Source organism: Sphingomonas sp. (genome assembly GCF_050725575.1).
Classification (GTDB): Bacteria; Pseudomonadota; Alphaproteobacteria; order Sphingomonadales; family Sphingomonadaceae; genus Sphingomonas.
Genome location: NZ_JBOHHW010000034.1, coordinates 13,975 through 32,171, shown reverse-complemented (window position 1 = coordinate 32,171; position 18,197 = coordinate 13,975). Strand labels below are relative to the sequence as shown.

Here is an 18,197-nt window from a genome sequence, read left to right as displayed (position 1 = left end):
GATGGACATGATCAAAACCGGTGTGGTCGCCGCCGCGTTTCTGGTGTTGCTTGCCGGATGCGCCACGCCGAAAATACTCGAGCGCCCGGCAGCCCAGCCCACCCTGGCCGAGCCGGTCCCGGTGCCCGATATAAAGCCCTATCAGGCGCCTACTCCGCACGCAGCGCCTCGATCGGATCGACCCGCGACGCCGTGATCGCCGGATACAGGCCGAATATCATGCCGACGATGCCGGCGACGCCAGGGCCCAGCGGCAGCACATAAAGGGCAACCGCGAAGCTCCAGCTCATCGCCCGCGCCATGAAATAGGAAGCGCCGATGCCCAGCGCCACGCCGACAATGCCCCCCACCAGGGCGAGCAAGGCGGCTTCGATCAGGAACATGAGCTGCAGGTCGCGCGGTGTCGCGCCAATTGCCGCGCGCAGGCCGATTTCGCGCCGGCGCTCCATCACGCTCATCAGCATGACGTTCATGACGCCGATTCCGCCGACGAGCAGCGAAATGCCACCGATCGCCGCCAGCAGGCGAGTATAGACCCCCATCTGTGCCTTCATCATCGTCACCAGCGCGCGCGCATCGACGATGGTCAGCATGGTGCCAGCAGTGGTGAGGCGTGCCTTCACCCGTTCGCCGACCGCCACTGAATCGGTGTCGGGCTTGAGCTGGATCAGCGCCGTATTGGGGTCACCGCCGGGCATGACGCGGCGGCTGCACCCGAACGGAATGAACACCGCATCATTATAGTCGGCGGGATTCATCGCTTCAGCTGGCGTCGGTGCCAATATGCCGATCACCGTATAGGCGTAACTGCCGACTGCGATCTTCGCGCCGGGCAGAAGCGCAGCGCCGGGCCCGGATAATTTCGTTGTCGCGCCGTCGCCTACCACAGCCACCAGCCCGCATTCGTCGGCTCCGCTGATCAGGCGTCCGGTGCGCAGCGGCAATTTCGCGAGCGTCGCAAAGCCCGGCGACATGGTGATCGTCGCCAAGTCTGCGGTCTTTCCGCCGGCTGCGACAGTTTGGCGACCAATCGACAAGGGCATCGCCGACACGATGTCCGGATCGCTGCCCGGCAACGTATCGACCAGGCGCCGATCGAAGCCGGCCGCGCTGCTGCTGCCGTTCGGCGCGGCGCGGATCTGCAGCATATCGACCCCCATATTCTTGAAGCTCTTGAGCGCTTCGATCTGTCCCATATTGCCGATGCTGAGCATGGCAATGATCGATGCCGTGCCGATCGTGATGCCCAGCAATGCCAGCACCGAGCGAATGCCCTGGCTGTATAGATTAGCAAAAGCTTCGGCGAATATCTCCCCGGCCGGTGCGCCTGATGCGATGACGGCGACGGCCATCACGCGTCTACCGGGCGCGGTGTTGCGGGCGATACGCGGTCGGCAATGATCCGGCCGTCGAGGAACTCGATCTGACGATCGCATTGCGCCGCCAGGTCGCGGTCGTGCGTCACCATCAGGATGGTGACATCCAGGCTTCGGTTCAGGTGCCGCAATAAAGCCATGACCTCGACCGCGGTGACGCTGTCGAGGCTGCCGGTCGGCTCGTCGGCGAGAATCAGGCTCGGCTCCCCAATCAGCGCCCGGGCCAGCGCCACGCGCTGCCGCTGCCCGCCGGAAAGCTCGGTCGGACGGTGGTGGCTGCGATCGGCAAGCCCGACGCGCTCCAGCATGCTCAGCGCTGCCGTCTTGCGCTGTTCGCGCGGAACGCCGCGATAGAGCAGCGGCAGCGCGACATTCTGCCAGGCGGGTAGCCGCGGCAGCAACTGGAAGGACTGAAACACGAAGCCGAGCATGGCATTGCGAAGTCGCGCTGCCTCATAAGCGGACCCATAGTCCACCGCGATGCCGTCAAGCACGACCTGGCCGCTATCGGGCTTGTCGAGCAGGCCGACGATATTAAGCAACGTGCTCTTGCCCGAACCCGAAGGACCAAGGACCGCGCAGAATGCGCCGCGCGGAATCGAAAACGAGACATCCTTCAGCACCGGGATGGGTTGTGTCGGCGGCCCATAGGCTTTTCCGACATTGGTCACTTCCAGCATCTATTTTTCCCACGTGCCGGAAGAGAAGAGCCCCGAATATGCATGACTGTCAATATCGGGTTCGTACTGCCTGATCATGTCGAAACCCGCGCCCCTAAGGGCCGACAATGAATGAGCCGCACGCTTCGATCCAGAACTATCTGCGCCAACGAGGCGCTATCCGGCAATTCCGAGATTCCAGATGGATCAGGTGGATGGCTGGAACCCGTCGACGATTGGGTTCAGAAAATTTCCAGCGAACTGGGCGCCGTCAACTGCCCGTTGATTGTGCAGCCCCCCGGCAGAGTCGCATTGAGAGTCAGTATTTTGGAGGAATTGTTCCATGCTCCGGTGACCGTACCGCTGCATGATCCGATGACGACGCCGCTCATGGATATTGTTGCATTTGCGACGTTATAAGTGACGGCGTAGGGGGTGCTGGTAAAGGTAAAGTTAGGACAGAATATAGCGCCCGGCTGGAGCTGCGGGACCGCGGACCCCGTGCTTGAGGGAGTCGCTGCCACGGTGAGCGTGACGTTCAATGTGCAGGGCATGTTAATACCGCCCTTGGACACTGTAACCGGACCGGTGATCAAATAGGTTCCTGCTGGCGTGAAGGTTTGTGCGATGGCGGAATGAGTGCCGAATAATATTGTGATTAGGCTCAGTGAAATAAACTTATTCATCATCACACTCCCATAAATTTCTGATTTTTCTTCATAATGCGACGGAGATTATTATCATATCTCGGGAAGATACAAGTCGTGATCAATCAGGGAATGATGCTGATGGCGCCCGAGATCAGATTGAGCGTCGCGCGGACGTTGCAGACGATTGCCCCGCCGCCAAGTGACTGAGTCACGGTGAGCGTCTTGGCGATATCGTCCCAGATACCGCCGATATCACCGGAGCAGTTTCCTGCGACCGTGTTGAGCGTGACGCCAGTGATCGAAAGATTGCCGCCGTTATAGCTCACTGCATAAGGGGCGCCGACGAAGGTGGCCGAAGCGCAAAGGGAGCTGCTCGGCGGGCCCAGGACCGGAACCGCAGTCGCGCTATGGCCGTGCGAGGCGCTGCCATGAACATCGGGCGCCGCATCGGGCACGGTAATGGTGACGGTCAGCGTGCACAGCCCCGTCCCTTGCAGCACGAAGGTTCCGGCGGGCGTGTAGGTCGTCGCGTCAGCAGGCCGCATGCCGACAAGCGTCAACGCCATGGCGGAAATGGCGGTGATGATCTTCATCTCACTCTCCTGGATGCGATTGGCGAGACGCCCACCAATCAGGGATTGGCAATGCTGAGCGGCGCGCCTGAAATCTGGGTGAGGGTGCCCACGATCGTGCAGGAGGGTGGTGTTGAGCCGGCCAGCGACGCGTTTACCGAGATTGTCCGAGGGGTAGCCGTGTTGCCGCCCCAGGCGCCGGTGATCGACCCGCTGCAGCTGCCCGGGCTGAAGAAGGTCATGAGAACATTCTGGAGCGATATGTTTGTTCCGTCGAACGTCACGGGATATGGTGTGCCGTTGAAAACCGTTGCGAGGCATACGCCGCCCAATACCGGGGTCGCGGTGGCAACATGGCCATGTGATGCCGTGCCATGGGCGTCCGGTGCTGCGTTGGGAACGACAATCGTGATTTTGAGCGGGCACGTAATGGGCGGGCCTTTGGTCAAGACCGTTGTCCCCTGGAACACGAAGGTGCCCGCCGGGGTATAAGTGGTTGCCTGCGCGGTGCTTGTCGTCGCCAATGCCAGTGTGGAGGCGCAGAGTGCCGAAATCAGTTTCATCTCAATTCTCCTGTTTCGGACTGCGATTTGTTCCCGTTGACCTTTAGCGGCTGAGAACAATGAGTAATTCACTTCGGAGGAGCTCGGGCGGGCCATGTCTCGCCTCCCGGGGATTTGCTAAGGGCCCGGGCGCGTCATCGCACCCGGGTAGAGGCGTGTTAATATTCCACCGTCCGATCAGGGATTGGTGATGCTGATCGTGCCCGAGACCAGGCTGAGAACCCCGACAATCGTGCAGGGCGGGGGGCCGCTGCTGGGTATAGACGCGTTGAGGGTCAGCTTTTTGGTCATGTTGTTCCAGACACCGCTGAGGGGGCCGGCGCAGCCGGTGCCCGAGAATGTGGTGTTCACTATAACGCCGGAAAGAGTCAGGTTGGTTCCGTCATAGCTGACTGGATAGGGGGTGGAAGAGAAGGTCACCGTGGGGCAAAAGGGACTTGCGGGGGTGAGCATCTGAGGGACCGCGGACGCGCTATGACCATGGGACGCGGCACCATGAGCATCGGGCGCGGCTTCTGGCACGGTGAAGGTGATCTTGAACGTGCAATTCAGGGTGATGCCCTTGCTGAAGACCACCGGTCCTTGCAGAACGAACGTCCCCGCGGGAGTATAAGTTGTCGCGTTGGCGGTGCCTGTGCCGGCCAGTGCCAGCGTTGATGCGCAGATTGCCGAAATCAGTTTCATCTCAACTCTCCTGTTGTCGCATTCGCGATTCAAAACTGGTGATCTGAGTGCCGTATCGGAAAAAAATGCCTGGGCGCGGAGGAGCGCGCCCAGGCAAGTCGGGAGAAATCTCCGTCAGCCGTTCTCCGGCTAATCAGGGATAATAGGTGATGTTCAGCGGTGCCGGGCCGGAAACCTGGCTGAGGGTACCGTTGATCTCGCAAGGAGCCGAGGTCCCGCCACCGGGCAAGGTGGTGTTCACGGCGATGGTCCGTGGCGTGGTGCCGCCGCCCCACACCGCGCTGATCGAGCCTGAGCAGCCGCCGGGGGTGATGGTGTTCACGACAACGCCGGTGAGCGTCAGGTTCGTGCCATTGTAGGTTGCCGGATACGGCGTGCTGGAGAAGGTCACCGTGGGGCACAGGATGTTGGACGGAGCCGACAACTGCGGGGTCACCGTTGCGGTGTGGCCATGCGAAGCGGGGCCTGCTGGAACCGGCGGGGTATGAGTGTCCGGCATCGCTTCCGGGATGACGACGGTGAGCTTGAGCGTGCAGTTCAGGGTCAAGCCCTTCTTCACGACCACCGGCCCCTGGAACACATAGGTCCCCGCTGGCGCGTAGATCGTCGTTGCAGCATTGGCAGTACCTGCGCCGGCCAACGCCAGTGCAGATGCGCAAATCGCGGAAAACACTTTCATCTCTACTCTCCTGGTTTTCGACTCGTGTTTCGCACTCATTGAACTGGGTGCCTTTTTATAATCATCAGTTTCGACATTGATGTCAATGTTACTGTGAATTTAATGTTCCAATTTGGATATATAATAATAACAACAAATGATCACCAATCCAGTAATAAAAAATTACTGGTTATCCCGTTATAATTACTATGAATTAAACTATTATGCTATCCAATATTCATCATTAATTGCAAATCTCCGCAAAAAATGTTGCGAGGAACAGTGGTATTTAGTGCCGTTTTGGCTCATCTAGAACTTTTTGCTAACGCTGAAGCCATAGATGCGCGGATCGAGCGTGAAGACATTGGTGGACAGGCCAGTGTCATCGCTGTTGGTGAAGAAGTCGGAGATCGGTGCATTGTTGAAGACGTTCTTCACATAAAGCTGGAAAGTCAGGTCCGATTCAGGCCGGGCGAAAGTAACCGCCAAATTGGTGTTGTCCCAGGGTTTCAGCCGATCATATGCAGTGTTGTAGACCCGGCCCCAGCTCGCCGACTGGCGATAATAATCGCCACGGAAGGTCAGGTCCCAATCGTCGATGAAGAAGGTGTATTGCGCACCGACGTTGAAGGTCAGGCGCGGCGCGTTGGGCAGCTCGTTGCCCTCCAGATCGGCATAGAAGCCACGGCCGCCATTGGGGGCTTCGGTCAGTGGATTGTAGGTGAAGCCAAGGAACTGGTCGAAATGCAAATTCGTCGCAACGTCGGGGTTGAAGCTCCCGAACGCGCTTGAGCCGTTGCACAGTGCCGCCAGCATGAAAAGGTCTAGGCCAGTGCCGACAAAGCCCGATTGAAGAATGGTTTCGACGTGCTTCCGCGGTGCGATGCAATTCGACGGTACCTGAATCCAGGGACGAAGCACGACCCAGTCCAAATTACCCTGGGTACGATTCATCACGTCGATCGATTGCGCGCCCTTTTTGAGCCGCGTCCTGAGATAGCCGAGATTGGCATCGACCCGAAACGCGCGCGAGGGGCGCCATGCGGCTTCAAGCTCCAGACCCCAGCTTTGCGCGTCGAAATTCTCGTTGAGCGAGATGCGATCGACGATCTGTGAAACCTGATAATCCTTATAGTCATAGAAAAAAGCCGTTGCGTTCAGACTCAGCTTGCCGCCGGCGAAGCTGTTTTTGGTGCCGATTTCGAGCGCGTTGACATATTCGGGTTTGAAGGTCGTTGCGAGCGGCTGATACTGGACCACGCGCGTGTTGAGATCTGCGCGCGGCGGGTTGGCGCCACCGCCCTTGTAGCCGTGCGAGACTGAGGCGTAGATCAGCGTGTCGTCAGTGAAAGCCAGGTCGGGTTTCCAGTCAACCACCAGCCGTCCGGTGAACTTGCCCCATTTCTGGTTGATGTCGGGAAGCGGCGGATAGCCACTGTTGACGAAGCCGCCGCTGTTGCCCAGATCGCCGCCGCCGCCGAGCAGCAACTGGCTGGGAACCGGCGTCGCTGTCTTGCGATCATTGGTGTAGCGAAGGCCGGCGGTGATCTTCAAATTGTCGGTGGCATTCCAATAGCTTTCCCCGAAAATCGCCCAGGACTTGGTCTTGACGATGTTGCGGCTGAGAAAATAATTGTGCCCGAGATCGTTCAGTGAGCCAATTGGATTGGGGTCGATGTAGATACATTCCCTGTTCGTCGTTCCGGGCGGGCAGGGGACATGAGCGCCCTGGCCTGGGTCGTTGGCGTTATTATAAAAATTCTCGGCCGCATAAGTGAACAGGTTGTTGAAGACGTAATAATCGTCCTGAGATTTGAAATGAAGGTAATTGGCGCCGAAGCTGAAATTGAACGGCCCGGTGAAGGATGATTGCAGGCGAAGTTCCTGCGTCCACTGGTCGTTGCGCGAACGGCTCAAATCCGCTGACAGGATGCGATTGGACGCGCCCAATTGCGGATCGACATAGATACCGCCCGGGGTAGCTCCCGGGCCGGGAAGCGGATTGCCGAAATAATCGAGCAATCCCGACGTGTCGGGAAAGATCGGTTTGGAAACGAAGCGATTATAATCCTGCGAGGAATAATAGCGATCACGGGCATAGGCGGTCTGCGAAACCAGCTTGAGTGAATCGCTGAACTTGAATTCCAGGTTGAGCTGAAAAACATCGTTCCTGGCGCGAAAGATCGGGTCATAGCTGGTTGCGACCTCGCGCAGATTGCGCGATTGCACCACGCCCGCATAGGGATCGCCGGGCAGGATGCCAGGGACCACGCCAAAAGTCTGCGGATCCACACCTGCAGCAATGACATAGGTGGGAAGAACGACATAGCCGAGGCTGCTGCCGTTGGGCGCGCCGAACGAACTGTCGTCATAGAGTGATACGGCTTTACAGCCCTGGCTCAGGCGCGCGCGCAGCGCTTCCGGCACCACAACCCATTGACTTTCCGGTATGGTGGGGTCCGGGTTCTTGAGCTTTTCCGGCCCGGGATCGCGTGCGCAAAGCTGTTTGCCGGTACGCGAGCGATTATCCTTTTCTTCGAAATGCTGCCAGATGGCATTCACCTTGAACCAGTCGCTCGGTTCCCATTGCGCTGAGGCGCGGGTCGACCAGAGGTCGCGGTCGTTGACGCGCTTTTGCGTGAAGGTGTTGTAGTCGAACCCGTCGCGCTGAGTCATCGACCCGGCGACGCGAACACCGAGCGTGTCGGTGAGCGGCACGTTGAGCATGCCGCTCAGTCGCCGCGTGGAATAGTTGCCGACTTCTGCTTTTGCATCGCCTTCGAATTTATCGCTCGGCAGTGCGGGAATGATGTTGACCACACCGCCGGTAGCGTTGCGGCCATAGAGCGTACCCTGCGGCCCGCGCAGCACCTCGACGCGCTGTAGATCGAAGAATTCTGATTCGAACAGGCGATTGCGGATCAGCGGCGTGTTGTTAAAACTGACTGCCACCGCCGGATCGCTCGATGCCGAAATCGCCTTGGTCCCGATCCCGCGGATCGAGAAGTTATACATGCTGAAATTGCCCTTGGAGAAGTTCACATTGGGCACGGCGCGCAGCAATTCAGATCCGCTTTCGATCTTGTGATCGTCGAGCGATTGTTTGGAAAAGGCGGTGATGGCGATCGGCACATCCTTTAGCGATTCTTCCTTCTTCTGTGCCGTCACGATGATATCGCTGGTGTCTTCCTGCACGGCTGCGGCGGCGCCGACTGCGTTATCGCCCGATGCGGGACGCGTTTGAATCGGTTCGACCGCTGATACCGCGGGCCGGACGATCAGGACGCCGGAGCGCCCGGTCTGAACCGTCAGGCCTGAATTGGCGAGCAGGCGCGACAGCGCCTCATCCTTGCTGAAGCTGCCGACCAGTGCCGGGCTGGTCTTGCCGTTCACTGCGGCGGCATCGAAGATGATCTGCTGCCGCGAGGTTTCGCCGAATGCCTTTAACGCGTTACCCAAAGCCTGCGCCGGAATATTGAACCGGTATGTCTGAGTGCGCGCGGCGGCCACCGAGGGCTGCGCCATGATCGCGATCACTGCGGTTGCAGAGTAAAGATAACCGCGCAAGGAATCCCGCATTTCGTAACACCTCCCCTATGTCGCCGCCGCTCGTTTATGAACGGTCGATCAGGGGGTAATACGCACATCGATGTCCATCACTCACTTGCCTCGAGGCTTTTTTTACGCCGTGGCAGCGGCAAAAAAATGCCCGGAACGCAAACCGATGCGCTCCGGGCAGGCGGGGACCTCGTCGGATCGCTCGGCGGATCAGGGGTTGGTGATGCTGAGTGCCGTACCTGAAACCTGATTGAGGTTACCTATGAATCGACATGGTGCCGTACCGCCGTCGCCCGGCAGGCTGGTGTTGAATGTGATGGTCCTGGGTGTGGCGATGTTGCCGTTCCATTGGCCGCTGAGTGTCCCGGTGCAGTCGCCTGGACCGAAGGCTCGGTAGCCGACGCCATTGAGCGATATGGTGGCTCCGTCGAACGACACGGGATACGGCGCGCCACTGAACATCTGCACGGGACATAGGGCATTGCCCGCGCTCAGGATCGGGGTCGCGGTGGCGTTGTGGCCGTGGGATGCCGTGCCATCGGCATCCGGTGCGCTCTCGGGAACAGTGATGGTGACGGTGAGGATACAGGTGAGTGTGAAACCCTTGACCGTATTCACCAAGCCCTGGAACACGTAGGTGCCCGCGGGCGTATAGGTGGTGGCGCTTGCCGCCTGTATATTGGCCATTGCCAACGCTGTGGCGCAAATGGCGGGCAATAGTTTCATCTCTTCTCTCTCCCAGTTCTGACCTGCGCACCATCGATTTCGGCGCTTGAAGCGATGAATCGTTTGTCGTTCTTCAGACCGCCCGATAGGATAGGATGATCCGCCCGTCCTCACGCCTGGCCTGCACCGGGTGCAGTGCGCACACACCCTCGACAAAGGCATCGGCGTCGGCACCCAGAAAGACGCCGTTGACGACATAAGTCCCGATGCGCGGATCGGCGATGACCAGCTTTTCGCGGGCGTCGCGGTTCATCCGGTCGACCGCGACGGCGAGTGGTTCGCCGTCAAAGGTGAGCTGGCCGCTTTCCCAGGACAGTGACCGCGAGACGTCGGTCGGCGCAATGCTGGTCGTGGCGGCGCTGGTCGAGGCGATCAGTTCGGTGCCCGGCACGAGCGTCGGTCCCGGCTGGCCCGCCACGGGCAGAATGGTGTGCCGCGTGCCGTCCTTCGCCTGAGCCATCACTTCGACCCGGCCTTCATACAGCACGACACGCATCTGTTCGGCGAGCAACTCAACGCTGAACGACGTGCCCGTCGCCAGGGTCAGCCGGTTGCGCGCCAGCACGCTGAGCGGCCGCATCGCGTCATGCGCGACATCAAATTTGGCGCGGCCCGAGACCAGTTCGAGACGCCGGCTGTTGCGGTCCATCCGGACATTGACCCGCGTCGCTGCGTCAAGCGTCACGCGCGTGCCGTCGTCCAGCATGACGACCCGGCGCTCACCTGTCCCGGTCGAGTAGGATGTCATCGGATCGTGCAGCAGATAGACCATCGCAACCAGCAGCACCGCGGCGAAGGCTGCAGCGGTTCTGCCCCATCCGCCCATCGCCCAATGCGTCCGCGCCCAGCGGCGTGCATTGGCACGACGCAGCGATTCTACAGCCTCAGCGCGGTAGCGGATCATCTCGGGCGTGTCGGCGACGTCCTCCACCCCGTGCCAGATCGCGACCGCTTCCTCGAACGCCATGGCATGCGCGTCGTCGGTGGCGATCCATGCGTCGAACTCGTAACGCTCATCGGCGTTGAGGCGCCCTTCGCTGAGGCGCAGGCACCACAAGGCCGCCTGTTCGTCGATCTGGCTATGATCCTGATGTACGGGAGCGGTCATGTTGAAATTTCCCGGGCTCGCGCCATCAGATGCATGGTGGCGCGCGCCACATGTTTTTCGACCGCGCTCGGCGAAATGCCGAAGCTTTCCGCAATGACGCGCTTGTCGATGGTTTCGATGCGATAAAGGATGAAGATCGTCCGAGTCCGTTCGGGCAGGTCGCGGAGCGAGCGCATGATCTGCGCGACGAGGCTGCGACCGGCGGCGATCTTCTCCGGATCGATCCAGTCGACGCCCTGGCCGTAGAGCAGGCACACCGTATCATATTGCTCGGTCCGCACGCGCGAGCGGCGCGAGCGGTCGCGCAGCAGATTGGCCGCGACCTTGAAGATATAGCCGGCATGGAGGCCGGTTTCAGCGCCCGACCCACCGAATACCCGGGCGAAGGTTTCCTGAGTCAGATCCTCTGCCTCGGCGTGATTGTGCACGCGCTTGAGGAAGAACGACATCAGCGCCGGCCGCCAGTGGCGGATATGGGCGGCCATGTCGGATTGCTGATCAGTTAACAGCGCATTTTCCTCGGAATCCGGGGTCATCGACAGCTAATACGCACCACATCGCAAACACCACAGTATTTTACTGTCATACCTTAAGATGCCGATGCGATGATTTCGGGGGGATTTTTGGCAGGCGATGGCCGCAGGTCTCTCTTCTGACGCGTCTTGGAACATGGATTTCCGTACCTTGCCTGGTTGCCGGCAATGCGTGAGGTCGGCATTGGACCCGTCCACTATACGAAAATTGGATGTTTCGTGATCCGCGATGTCTGCTCTCTATAACAAATATGATGCAAACCCTCATTCCTGGATGCCAGCCATGATCGATCGCCGCCAGTTCATCGGCGCCAGCGCCGCGATGATACTTGCGTCGCCGTTGCTGGCGGCGGCGCCCGGTCTGGACATTGCGCTGGTCAATGCCCGGGTGTGGACGGGGCGGCGCGAGCGCGCAGCGGTCACCGCGGTCGGGATTATCGGCGAACGCATCGCGGCGGTCGGTGCCGGCCCGGTTCGCGCTGCAACGACCAAAGCGACGCGGGTGATCGATCTGGACGGCGCGTTTCTGTCGCCCGCCTTTATCGACAACCATACGCATTTCCTGCGCGGCGCGGCGATGCTGCGCCAGCCGAGCCTGCGCGATGCGAAGACGCCGGCGGCATTTGCCGAACGTGTCGGCGCCGCCGCACGGCTGCTCAAGCCCGGCCAATGGGTCGAGGGCGGCTATTGGGACGAACAGCTCTGGGGCGGCGAATTGCCGACCCGGGCCTGGATCGATGCGGTTACGCCGGATCATCCGGTGGCGGTGTCGCGGCTCGATCTGCACATGATTCTGCTCAATTCGGCTGCGCTGAAGATCGCGGGGATCGATCGCAACACGGTTGCGCCGGAAGGCGGGGTGATCGTGCGCGATGCGGCGGGCGAGCCGACCGGGATCCTCAAGGACAATGCCGCCTGGCTTGCCGAACGCGCGATCCCTAAGCTCGATGATACGGGGATCGAGGACATATTGCGCGGCGGCATTGCCGAGGGTCTGTCCAAGGGTATCGCCCAGGCTCATTCGCCCGAAATCGACTGGTCGATGTACGAGGCGCTGCGGCGGCTCGGCGCCAAGGGGCGGCCCGATATGCGCTTCTATTCCTTCGTGCCGATCGCCGATTGGGAGAAGATGGCGGCGATCGTCGTGGCCGAAGGCAGGGGCGACGACTGGATCCGCTGGGGCGGGGTCAAGGGCCTGATGGACGGATCGCTCGGATCGCGCACGGCGCTGTTCCGCGATCCTTACAGCGATGCGCCGGACACGCGCGGCGTGCGGGTGACGCCGCGCGCCGATATCGCCAAATGGGTTGCCGCGGCCGATGCGCACCGCATGCCGGTCACCGTCCATGCGATCGGCGATGAAGCGAATGACGAACTGCTCGACATCTATGCCGATGTCGCACGCGTCAACGGCAAGCGCGACCGGCGTTTCCGCATCGAACATGCCCAGCATCTCAGCCCGGCGGCGATCCCGCGCTTTGCCAAGCAGGAGGTGATCGCTTCGGTTCAGCCCTATCACGCAATCGACGATGGCCGCTGGGCAGTGAAGCGGATCGGCGAGGCGCGGCTGCACGGCACCTATGCGTTCAAGTCGCTGCTCGACGCCGGCGCTCGCGTGACCTTCGGCTCGGACTGGCCCGTCGCTCCGTTTGATCCGATCACCGGCATTCATGCCGCAGTGACTCGCGCAACGATCGACGGGCTCAATCCGAATGGCTGGCTGCCCGACCAGAAGATCACGGTCGAACAGGCGCTGACCGCCTATACCAGCGCCAATGCCTTTGCCGGGTTCCAGGACGACCGGCTCGGGCTGATCGCGCCCGGCTATCTCGCCGATCTCACCATCCTCGATGCCGATCCGCGCAGCGTGGCCGCGGCGGACATCGCCCGCATCAAGGTGCTGCGCACCTTTGTCGGCGGGACGCAGCGTTTCGGGCCGCACAGCGGCTGACCGGAAAAGGCTCAACGAAGCCAGCACGGGCAAGCGGCAATGGTCGCTGCCCGCATCATCAAAGGGGACCGACCATGACTCGAACCATATCGCGCTATCTGCCCGCCGTGTCGGCGATCGCCCTGCTGGTTGCCGGCGCCGCGCCCGCCTGGGCCCAGGCCAATGATCAGGCCGAGCCGGTTACCCAGGATGCTGCGGCAAGCGGCGGCGACATCATCGTCACCGCCAGTAAGCGTGCCGAGCGATTGAGCGATGTGGCCGGCGGTGTCTCCGCCGTGACCGGCGCGCAACTCGAAGCAATCGGCGCGCAGGACTTCAAGGACTATCTCACCCGCACCTCTGGCGTTGCGTTCAATGAGGGGCCGTCGAACAATTCCGCCGCGGTGATCCGTGGTATCGGCACCACGGCGGGACTCGATCAGGGTCAGGGCAGCACCGGCTATTTCATCAACGACATCCCGATGAATGAGCCCGGCTACACCATCGTCATTCCCGATATCGATGCGTTCGACGTATCGCGGGTCGAGGTGCTGCGCGGGCCGCAGGGGACATTGTTCGGCTCGGCGTCGCTCGGCGGGGCGATCAACTTCATCTCCAACCTCGCCGATCCGAGCGGCTTCCATGCTGCGGCCGAAGGATCGATCGGCACCACGCGCTTTTCGGCCGGCGAAGTGAATTACCGCGCCAAGGGCATGATCAACGTGCCGATCGTTGCCGACAAGCTGGCGGTGCGGCTGGTCGCGACGCAGCGGGTGGATGCGGGCTATATCGACAATATCGGCACTGGCGTCGACGGATCGAACGACGTCCACACCTTGGGTGTACGCGGATCGATTGTCTTCATGCCCGATGTCGATACCAAGATCAGCTATCTCGGCCTGTATCAGAAGACCAGGACCGACGACCCCAGTGTCAGCAATCTCGGGCTTGGTCTGCTCCAGCGTTCGAGCAATTTCGAAGTGCCGATGATCTTCAAGACGCAGCTGCACAGCTTGCGGCTCGATCATGATTTCGGCTTTGCCACCGCAACGGTGATCGGCACCTACAATCGCAAGACGGGCGATATTTTCGACGATTTCACGCCATTTTACGGCGCGCTCAACCCGGGCAATCATTATTTCCTGCAGGCCGGACAGAGCGACACCTTCTCCTACGAAGTCCGCTTCGCCTCGCCCAAGGGCGAGCGGTTCGACTGGCTGATCGGCGCGACGCATATCGACACGACCAAGGGTTTTCAGGAACATCTGTCGTCGCCCGGCTATGCCTCGGCGCATCCGGCCGAGGTCGCGGCGGGGCTGACGCGCGGCGACGAATATTATTACGGCGCATCCCACACCAAGGGTGACGAGAATGCCCTGTTCGGTGAGGCCAACTTTCATTTCGGCGCGGTCACCATCACTGGCGGCGGTCGCCTGTTCCGCACGCAGACCGACACCTATACTGATCAGTTCGGCATTTTCGCTGGCGGCACGGTGATCAACCCGCCCTACCGGGTCGAGGATTCGGGCTTCGCACCCAAGGCATCGATCAAGGTCCAGCCGAGCCCCGACCTGATGTTCTACGCACTGGCATCGAAGGGTTATCGCTTTGGATCGCCCAACACCTTGCCGCCGCTCGCCGGATCGCCGATCCCTGCCGGTACGACGTCGGACAGTTTGTGGAATTACGAAGTCGGCACGCGCTTCAGCCTGATCGACCGCAAGCTCTTCGTCAGCGTCACCGGTTTTTATATCGACTGGACCAATTTGCAGGTCCGGCTGCGTCGGATGGGCGATGGCCTGACCTATGGCGCGAATGCCGGGGCGGCCGAAATCTATGGTGCCGAGGCATCCACCACGCTCAATCTGGGCGGCCTGTCGCTGGTGTCCAACCTGACCTATCTCGATGCCAAACTGACCGAGGATATTCCGACCGCGGTGCCGCCTTTGGCATCGGGCAAGCGGCTGCCCTCGGCGGCGAAGTGGCGCATTTCCAATACCGCCTCCTATAATTTCGGCGGTGCAGGGGAGCCCACGGTGACCCTGCTGCACCGCTATGTGTCGCGCTCGCCGGGGTTCCTCAATGAAAACACGACCTTCGCGCCCTATCATATCTTCGATGCGCGAGTGTCGGCGAAGGTCGGCGATTTCACCATCGCCGCGTTTGCCGAGAATATCGGCGACAAGCGCGCCATCACCTTCGGCTATCAGGACTTCGGATCGGGCGCGAGCCGGTTCATCGTCAAGCCGCGCACCTTTGGCGTGCAGGCCAACTGGGCGATGTGATCCGCCGGCGGGGCGGCCGGCGAACCGGCTGCCCCGCGCCATCTGGATGGGAATGACATGATCGACCGGCGACATCTTTGCGTATCGATGCTGGCCCTGGCTGCCGGTGCCGCCGCCCGTCCGGGCCTGGCGCTGGCGGCCAGGCCGCGCTGGCCGGTGCCGCCGCAACCCGCGCGCGTGCCGACGATCGTGGGCAAGTTCGGCCATCAACGTAACGACGATTATGCCTGGATGCGGCCCAAGGATTGGCATGCGGTATTGCGCGATCCCGCCACGCTCGATGCGCCGATCGCCGCCGCGGTGAAGGCGGAGAACGATTATACCGATGCAATGCTCGCGCCCTCGAAACCGCTGCAAGCAGCGTTGCTCGCGCGCACTCATGCGGTCGAGGCGGGCGCGGCCGCACCGATCGAGGTCGAGGATGGCGGCTTTCTCTATTATCAGCGTCAGCCGGCCGGCAGCCAGTATCCGGTCTTCGCACGCCGCCCGGTCGGCGGCGGGGTGGAGCAGGTGCTGCTTGATGTCGGGGCGGAAGCGGCGGGCAAGCCGTTCTTCGCGCTGCACTGGGGCGGCACCTTCCACAGCCCCGACCAGAAGCTGTTCGGCTGGTCGCAGGACCTGACCGGCTCGGGCATTTTCGGCATCCGCGTGCGCGACATTGCGACCGGCAGGATGGTCGTGACCGACATCAATGAAAGCCATGGCAGCTTCGCATTCGACGCCGGCGGCCGCTATCTCTTCTGGGTCGGCCGCGACAGCAATGGCCATCCCAACTCGGTATGGCGGCGCGATATGCAAAGCGGCAAGGATGTGCAGATCCATGCCGAAAGCGACCCGGCCTTCTTCATCGAGCTGAAGACCACCGCCTCGGGCGGCTTCGTCGTGATCCGCATGGCCAACAGCGCCCAGACCGAAGCGTGGCTGGTTCCGGCGAGCGACCCGACGGCGAAACCTGTCCTGGTCGAGAAGCGCGCGCCCGGCCTGCGCTATGACGTCGATCACTGGAACGACCGGCTGGTGATCCTGACCGATGTCGACGGTGCGATCGACATGAAGATCATGACCGCGCCGGTCGCCACGCCGGACCGCGCGCACTGGCAGGAGTGGGTGCCGCACGAGGCGGGGCGCTTCATTGCCGCTATCCACCCGTTCAGGGATGTGATGGTGCGCGAGGAATGGCGCGACGCGCTGCCCCGGCTGGTGCTGATGGGCAAGGACGGCACCGAGCGTCAGGTCGCGTTCGACGAGCCGGCCTATGCCCTGTCGGTGCCGCACGGCCAGGGCTGGGCGGCCTCGGCATTGTCCTTTACGTATCAGTCGCCGCGCCTGGCGCCGCGCCCCTATCGCCTGACCCTGAAGGACGGCACATCGGCCCCGGCAGCACCGGCGGCTGTCAACCCGGCCTATGATCCGGCCAATTATGATCTCGAGCGGATCGAGGCGCAGACCGATGACGGCGTGCGCGTGCCGATCACCATCCTGCGTCGCAAGGGTATGCCCAAGGACGGCAAGGCGCCCTTGTTCCTCTACGGCTATGGCTCGTACGGCGCGACGGTCGATGCCGCGTTCGAGGCGGGCAAGATCGCCTTGGTCGACCAGGGCTGGACCTATGCCATCGCGCATGTTCGCGGCGGGGCGGAGCGCGGCAATGACTGGTGGCGGTCGGTGCTCAAGACCGGCAAGAAGAAGAGCTTCACTGACTTCATTGCCTGTGCCGAGCATCTGATTGCCGGGGGCTATGCCGCAAAGGGCCGGATCGTGGCGCATGGCTATTCGGCCGGCGGATTGCTGATGGGTGCGGTCTATACCATGCGGGCAGATCTCTGGGCTGGCGTGATCGCGCAGGTGCCGTTCGTCGATCCGCTCAACACGATGGACTATTTCGAGAGCCATCCGCTTGGCCTGACCGCGCTGCCGATCTGGGGCGATCCGCGCGTGCCGGTGGAATATGCCTATATCGCCAGCTACTCGCCCTATGACCAATTGAAGCCGGCGGCCTACCCCGCCTTGCTCGCGACCGGCAGCGTGGCCGATGAACGCGTCGCCTTCTACGAGCCGCTCAAATTCGCGGTGCGGGCACGGGCGCTGACCATCGCGGGCAATCCGGTGATGGCGCGCATCGCCACCACGGGCGGGCATATGGGCGCATCGGGCGCATCGGCGGCGCTGGCGCAGGAGGCGCTGTTCCACGCCTTTGCGATCTGGGCAGCGGACCGCAAATGGGGCGTCGTGCCGCAGCGATGACGGGCACATTCTCACCCGGTTCGCCGGCCGATGTGGCTGCGTTCGTGCGCGCGCAGATGCTGGCGCTGGTCGTGTCGCATGGCCCGGGCGGCTATGCGACGACGCCGTTGCCGCTGCTGCCCGAAACCGATGACGCGGGCGAAGTGATCGAGTTCTTCGGCCATTTCGCCCGCGCCAATCCGCAAGTGGCGATGGTGCGCGATCGGCCGCGTGCGCTGATCCTGTTCCAGGGACCGCAGGCCTATATCCCGCCCGCCTGGGTTTCGACGCCGGGTTGGGCGCCGACCTGGAACTATGCAGTCGCGCAGTTCGAGGTCGATATCCAGTTGCGGCCGCAGGAGAATGATCGCGCGATCGCCGAGCTGGTGAACGTGCTGGAAGGCCGGGAGCCGGATGGCTGGACGATAGAGGCGATGGGAGATCGTTATGCCAGGATGCTCCCGCATATCGTCGCGTTCCGCGCGACGGTGGTTCGTGCCCAGGCCAAGTTCAAGCTGGGCCAGGACGAGTCAGACACAGCGTTCGATGAGATCGTCACCGCGCTCGGCGATACCCCGCTGTCGCAGATGATGCGCGCGGCGCGGCAGCCGTGAAGCGTTGAGCCGACACTTGCCGCCCGGGGTGTGCCGGCCCATGAAGTGGCCTGAATTG

The 18,197-nt window shown here is 61.8% G+C and carries 15 protein-coding genes; 5 read left to right on the top strand and 10 right to left on the bottom strand.

Annotation, left to right across the window (positions count from 1 at the left end):
• Positions 1-149: 149 nt before the first annotated feature.
• Together ACRECS_RS19330 and ACRECS_RS19325 are read right to left on the bottom strand one after the other, a co-directional pair.
• A complete protein-coding gene (locus tag ACRECS_RS19330) occupies positions 150-1,352 on the bottom strand; it encodes an ABC transporter permease (protein ID WP_431584577.1) in 1,203 nt (400 codons plus the stop codon).
• Complete coding sequence (locus ACRECS_RS19325; protein WP_431584576.1) at positions 1,352-2,056, bottom strand: ABC transporter ATP-binding protein; 705 nt, start codon at positions 2,054-2,056, stop codon at positions 1,352-1,354. Before ACRECS_RS19325 ends, ACRECS_RS19330 begins: the two co-directional genes overlap by 1 nt.
• A 111-nt stretch (positions 2,057-2,167) precedes the next feature.
• Between ACRECS_RS19325 and ACRECS_RS19320 the strand changes: the two genes are divergently transcribed.
• Positions 2,168-2,455, top strand: coding sequence for a hypothetical protein (locus ACRECS_RS19320; RefSeq protein WP_431584575.1), 288 nt, complete (start codon positions 2,168-2,170; stop codon positions 2,453-2,455).
• Between the two features lie 352 nt (positions 2,456-2,807).
• On the opposite strand, the gene ACRECS_RS19315 is transcribed toward ACRECS_RS19320, so the two are convergent.
• The 8 genes from ACRECS_RS19315 to ACRECS_RS19280 form a co-directional block, all read right to left on the bottom strand.
• Positions 2,808-3,278 (bottom strand): hypothetical protein, encoded by a 471-nt coding sequence (locus ACRECS_RS19315; protein ID WP_431584574.1) that lies wholly within the window; start codon positions 3,276-3,278, stop codon positions 2,808-2,810.
• Between the two features lie 38 nt (positions 3,279-3,316).
• On the bottom strand, positions 3,317-3,820 hold the full coding sequence (locus ACRECS_RS19310) for a hypothetical protein (RefSeq protein ID WP_431584573.1): 504 nt from the start codon (positions 3,818-3,820) through the stop codon (positions 3,317-3,319).
• A 177-nt stretch (positions 3,821-3,997) separates the two neighbouring features.
• Positions 3,998-4,504, bottom strand: a complete 507-nt coding sequence (locus ACRECS_RS19305; RefSeq protein ID WP_431584572.1) for a hypothetical protein — start codon at positions 4,502-4,504, stop codon at positions 3,998-4,000.
• A 133-nt stretch (positions 4,505-4,637) separates the two neighbouring features.
• Positions 4,638-5,183 (bottom strand): hypothetical protein, encoded by a 546-nt coding sequence (locus ACRECS_RS19300; RefSeq protein WP_431584571.1) that lies wholly within the window; start codon positions 5,181-5,183, stop codon positions 4,638-4,640.
• A gap of 288 nt (positions 5,184-5,471) precedes the next feature.
• The gene (locus ACRECS_RS19295) at positions 5,472-8,741 is read right to left on the bottom strand and encodes a TonB-dependent receptor domain-containing protein (protein WP_431584570.1); all 3,270 of its coding nucleotides are present in this window, start codon (positions 8,739-8,741) and stop codon (positions 5,472-5,474) included.
• Between the two features lie 189 nt (positions 8,742-8,930).
• A complete protein-coding gene (locus ACRECS_RS19290) occupies positions 8,931-9,446 on the bottom strand; it encodes a hypothetical protein (RefSeq protein WP_431584569.1) in 516 nt (171 codons plus the stop codon).
• Positions 9,447-9,519: 73 nt separating this feature from the next.
• Positions 9,520-10,554, bottom strand: a complete 1,035-nt coding sequence (locus ACRECS_RS19285) for a FecR family protein (RefSeq protein ID WP_431584568.1) — start codon at positions 10,552-10,554, stop codon at positions 9,520-9,522.
• Positions 10,551-11,090 carry an RNA polymerase sigma factor gene (locus ACRECS_RS19280; protein WP_431584567.1) on the bottom strand — a complete coding sequence of 180 codons (540 nt, stop codon included), beginning with the start codon at positions 11,088-11,090 and terminating at the stop codon, positions 10,551-10,553. Before ACRECS_RS19280 ends, ACRECS_RS19285 begins: the two co-directional genes overlap by 4 nt.
• 280 nt (positions 11,091-11,370) lie before the next feature.
• Here ACRECS_RS19280 and ACRECS_RS19275 point away from each other — a divergent pair, with 280 nt between their 5' ends.
• The 4 genes from ACRECS_RS19275 to ACRECS_RS19260 all read left to right on the top strand — a co-directional run bounded on the left by ACRECS_RS19275 (position 11,371) and on the right by ACRECS_RS19260 (position 18,139).
• Positions 11,371-13,038, top strand: a complete 1,668-nt coding sequence (locus tag ACRECS_RS19275; protein WP_431584566.1) for an amidohydrolase — start codon at positions 11,371-11,373, stop codon at positions 13,036-13,038.
• 74 nt (positions 13,039-13,112) lie between these two features.
• Complete coding sequence (locus ACRECS_RS19270; protein ID WP_431584565.1) at positions 13,113-15,302, top strand: TonB-dependent receptor; 2,190 nt, start codon at positions 13,113-13,115, stop codon at positions 15,300-15,302.
• 57 nt (positions 15,303-15,359) lie between these two features.
• Positions 15,360-17,546 carry a prolyl oligopeptidase family serine peptidase gene (locus ACRECS_RS19265; RefSeq protein ID WP_431584564.1) on the top strand — a complete coding sequence of 729 codons (2,187 nt, stop codon included), beginning with the start codon at positions 15,360-15,362 and terminating at the stop codon, positions 17,544-17,546.
• Positions 17,522-18,139: an FMN-binding negative transcriptional regulator gene (locus ACRECS_RS19260; RefSeq protein WP_431584563.1), complete on the top strand. Its 618-nt coding sequence runs from the start codon at positions 17,522-17,524 to the stop codon at positions 18,137-18,139. Before ACRECS_RS19265 ends, ACRECS_RS19260 begins: the two co-directional genes overlap by 25 nt.
• Positions 18,140-18,197: the final 58 nt, after the last annotated feature.

What these genes read in the sequence shown, in the direction of transcription:
- ACRECS_RS19330 (WP_431584577.1), bottom strand. Translation starts at nt 1,352, where the DNA reads ATGGCCGTCGCCGTCATCGCATCAGGCGCACCGGCCGGGGAGATATTC.
- ACRECS_RS19325 (WP_431584576.1), bottom strand. Translation starts at nt 2,056, where the DNA reads ATGCTGGAAGTGACCAATGTCGGAAAAGCCTATGGGCCGCCGACACAA.
- ACRECS_RS19320 (WP_431584575.1), top strand. Translation starts at nt 2,168, where the DNA reads ATGAGCCGCACGCTTCGATCCAGAACTATCTGCGCCAACGAGGCGCTA.
- ACRECS_RS19315 (WP_431584574.1), bottom strand. Translation starts at nt 3,278, where the DNA reads ATGAAGATCATCACCGCCATTTCCGCCATGGCGTTGACGCTTGTCGGC.
- ACRECS_RS19310 (WP_431584573.1), bottom strand. Translation starts at nt 3,820, where the DNA reads ATGAAACTGATTTCGGCACTCTGCGCCTCCACACTGGCATTGGCGACG.
- ACRECS_RS19305 (WP_431584572.1), bottom strand. Translation starts at nt 4,504, where the DNA reads ATGAAACTGATTTCGGCAATCTGCGCATCAACGCTGGCACTGGCCGGC.
- ACRECS_RS19300 (WP_431584571.1), bottom strand. Translation starts at nt 5,183, where the DNA reads ATGAAAGTGTTTTCCGCGATTTGCGCATCTGCACTGGCGTTGGCCGGC.
- ACRECS_RS19295 (WP_431584570.1), bottom strand. Translation starts at nt 8,741, where the DNA reads ATGCGGGATTCCTTGCGCGGTTATCTTTACTCTGCAACCGCAGTGATC.
- ACRECS_RS19290 (WP_431584569.1), bottom strand. Translation starts at nt 9,446, where the DNA reads ATGAAACTATTGCCCGCCATTTGCGCCACAGCGTTGGCAATGGCCAAT.
- ACRECS_RS19285 (WP_431584568.1), bottom strand. Translation starts at nt 10,554, where the DNA reads ATGACCGCTCCCGTACATCAGGATCATAGCCAGATCGACGAACAGGCG.
- ACRECS_RS19280 (WP_431584567.1), bottom strand. Translation starts at nt 11,090, where the DNA reads ATGACCCCGGATTCCGAGGAAAATGCGCTGTTAACTGATCAGCAATCC.
- ACRECS_RS19275 (WP_431584566.1), top strand. Translation starts at nt 11,371, where the DNA reads ATGATCGATCGCCGCCAGTTCATCGGCGCCAGCGCCGCGATGATACTT.
- ACRECS_RS19270 (WP_431584565.1), top strand. Translation starts at nt 13,113, where the DNA reads ATGACTCGAACCATATCGCGCTATCTGCCCGCCGTGTCGGCGATCGCC.
- ACRECS_RS19265 (WP_431584564.1), top strand. Translation starts at nt 15,360, where the DNA reads ATGATCGACCGGCGACATCTTTGCGTATCGATGCTGGCCCTGGCTGCC.
- ACRECS_RS19260 (WP_431584563.1), top strand. Translation starts at nt 17,522, where the DNA reads ATGGGGCGTCGTGCCGCAGCGATGACGGGCACATTCTCACCCGGTTCG.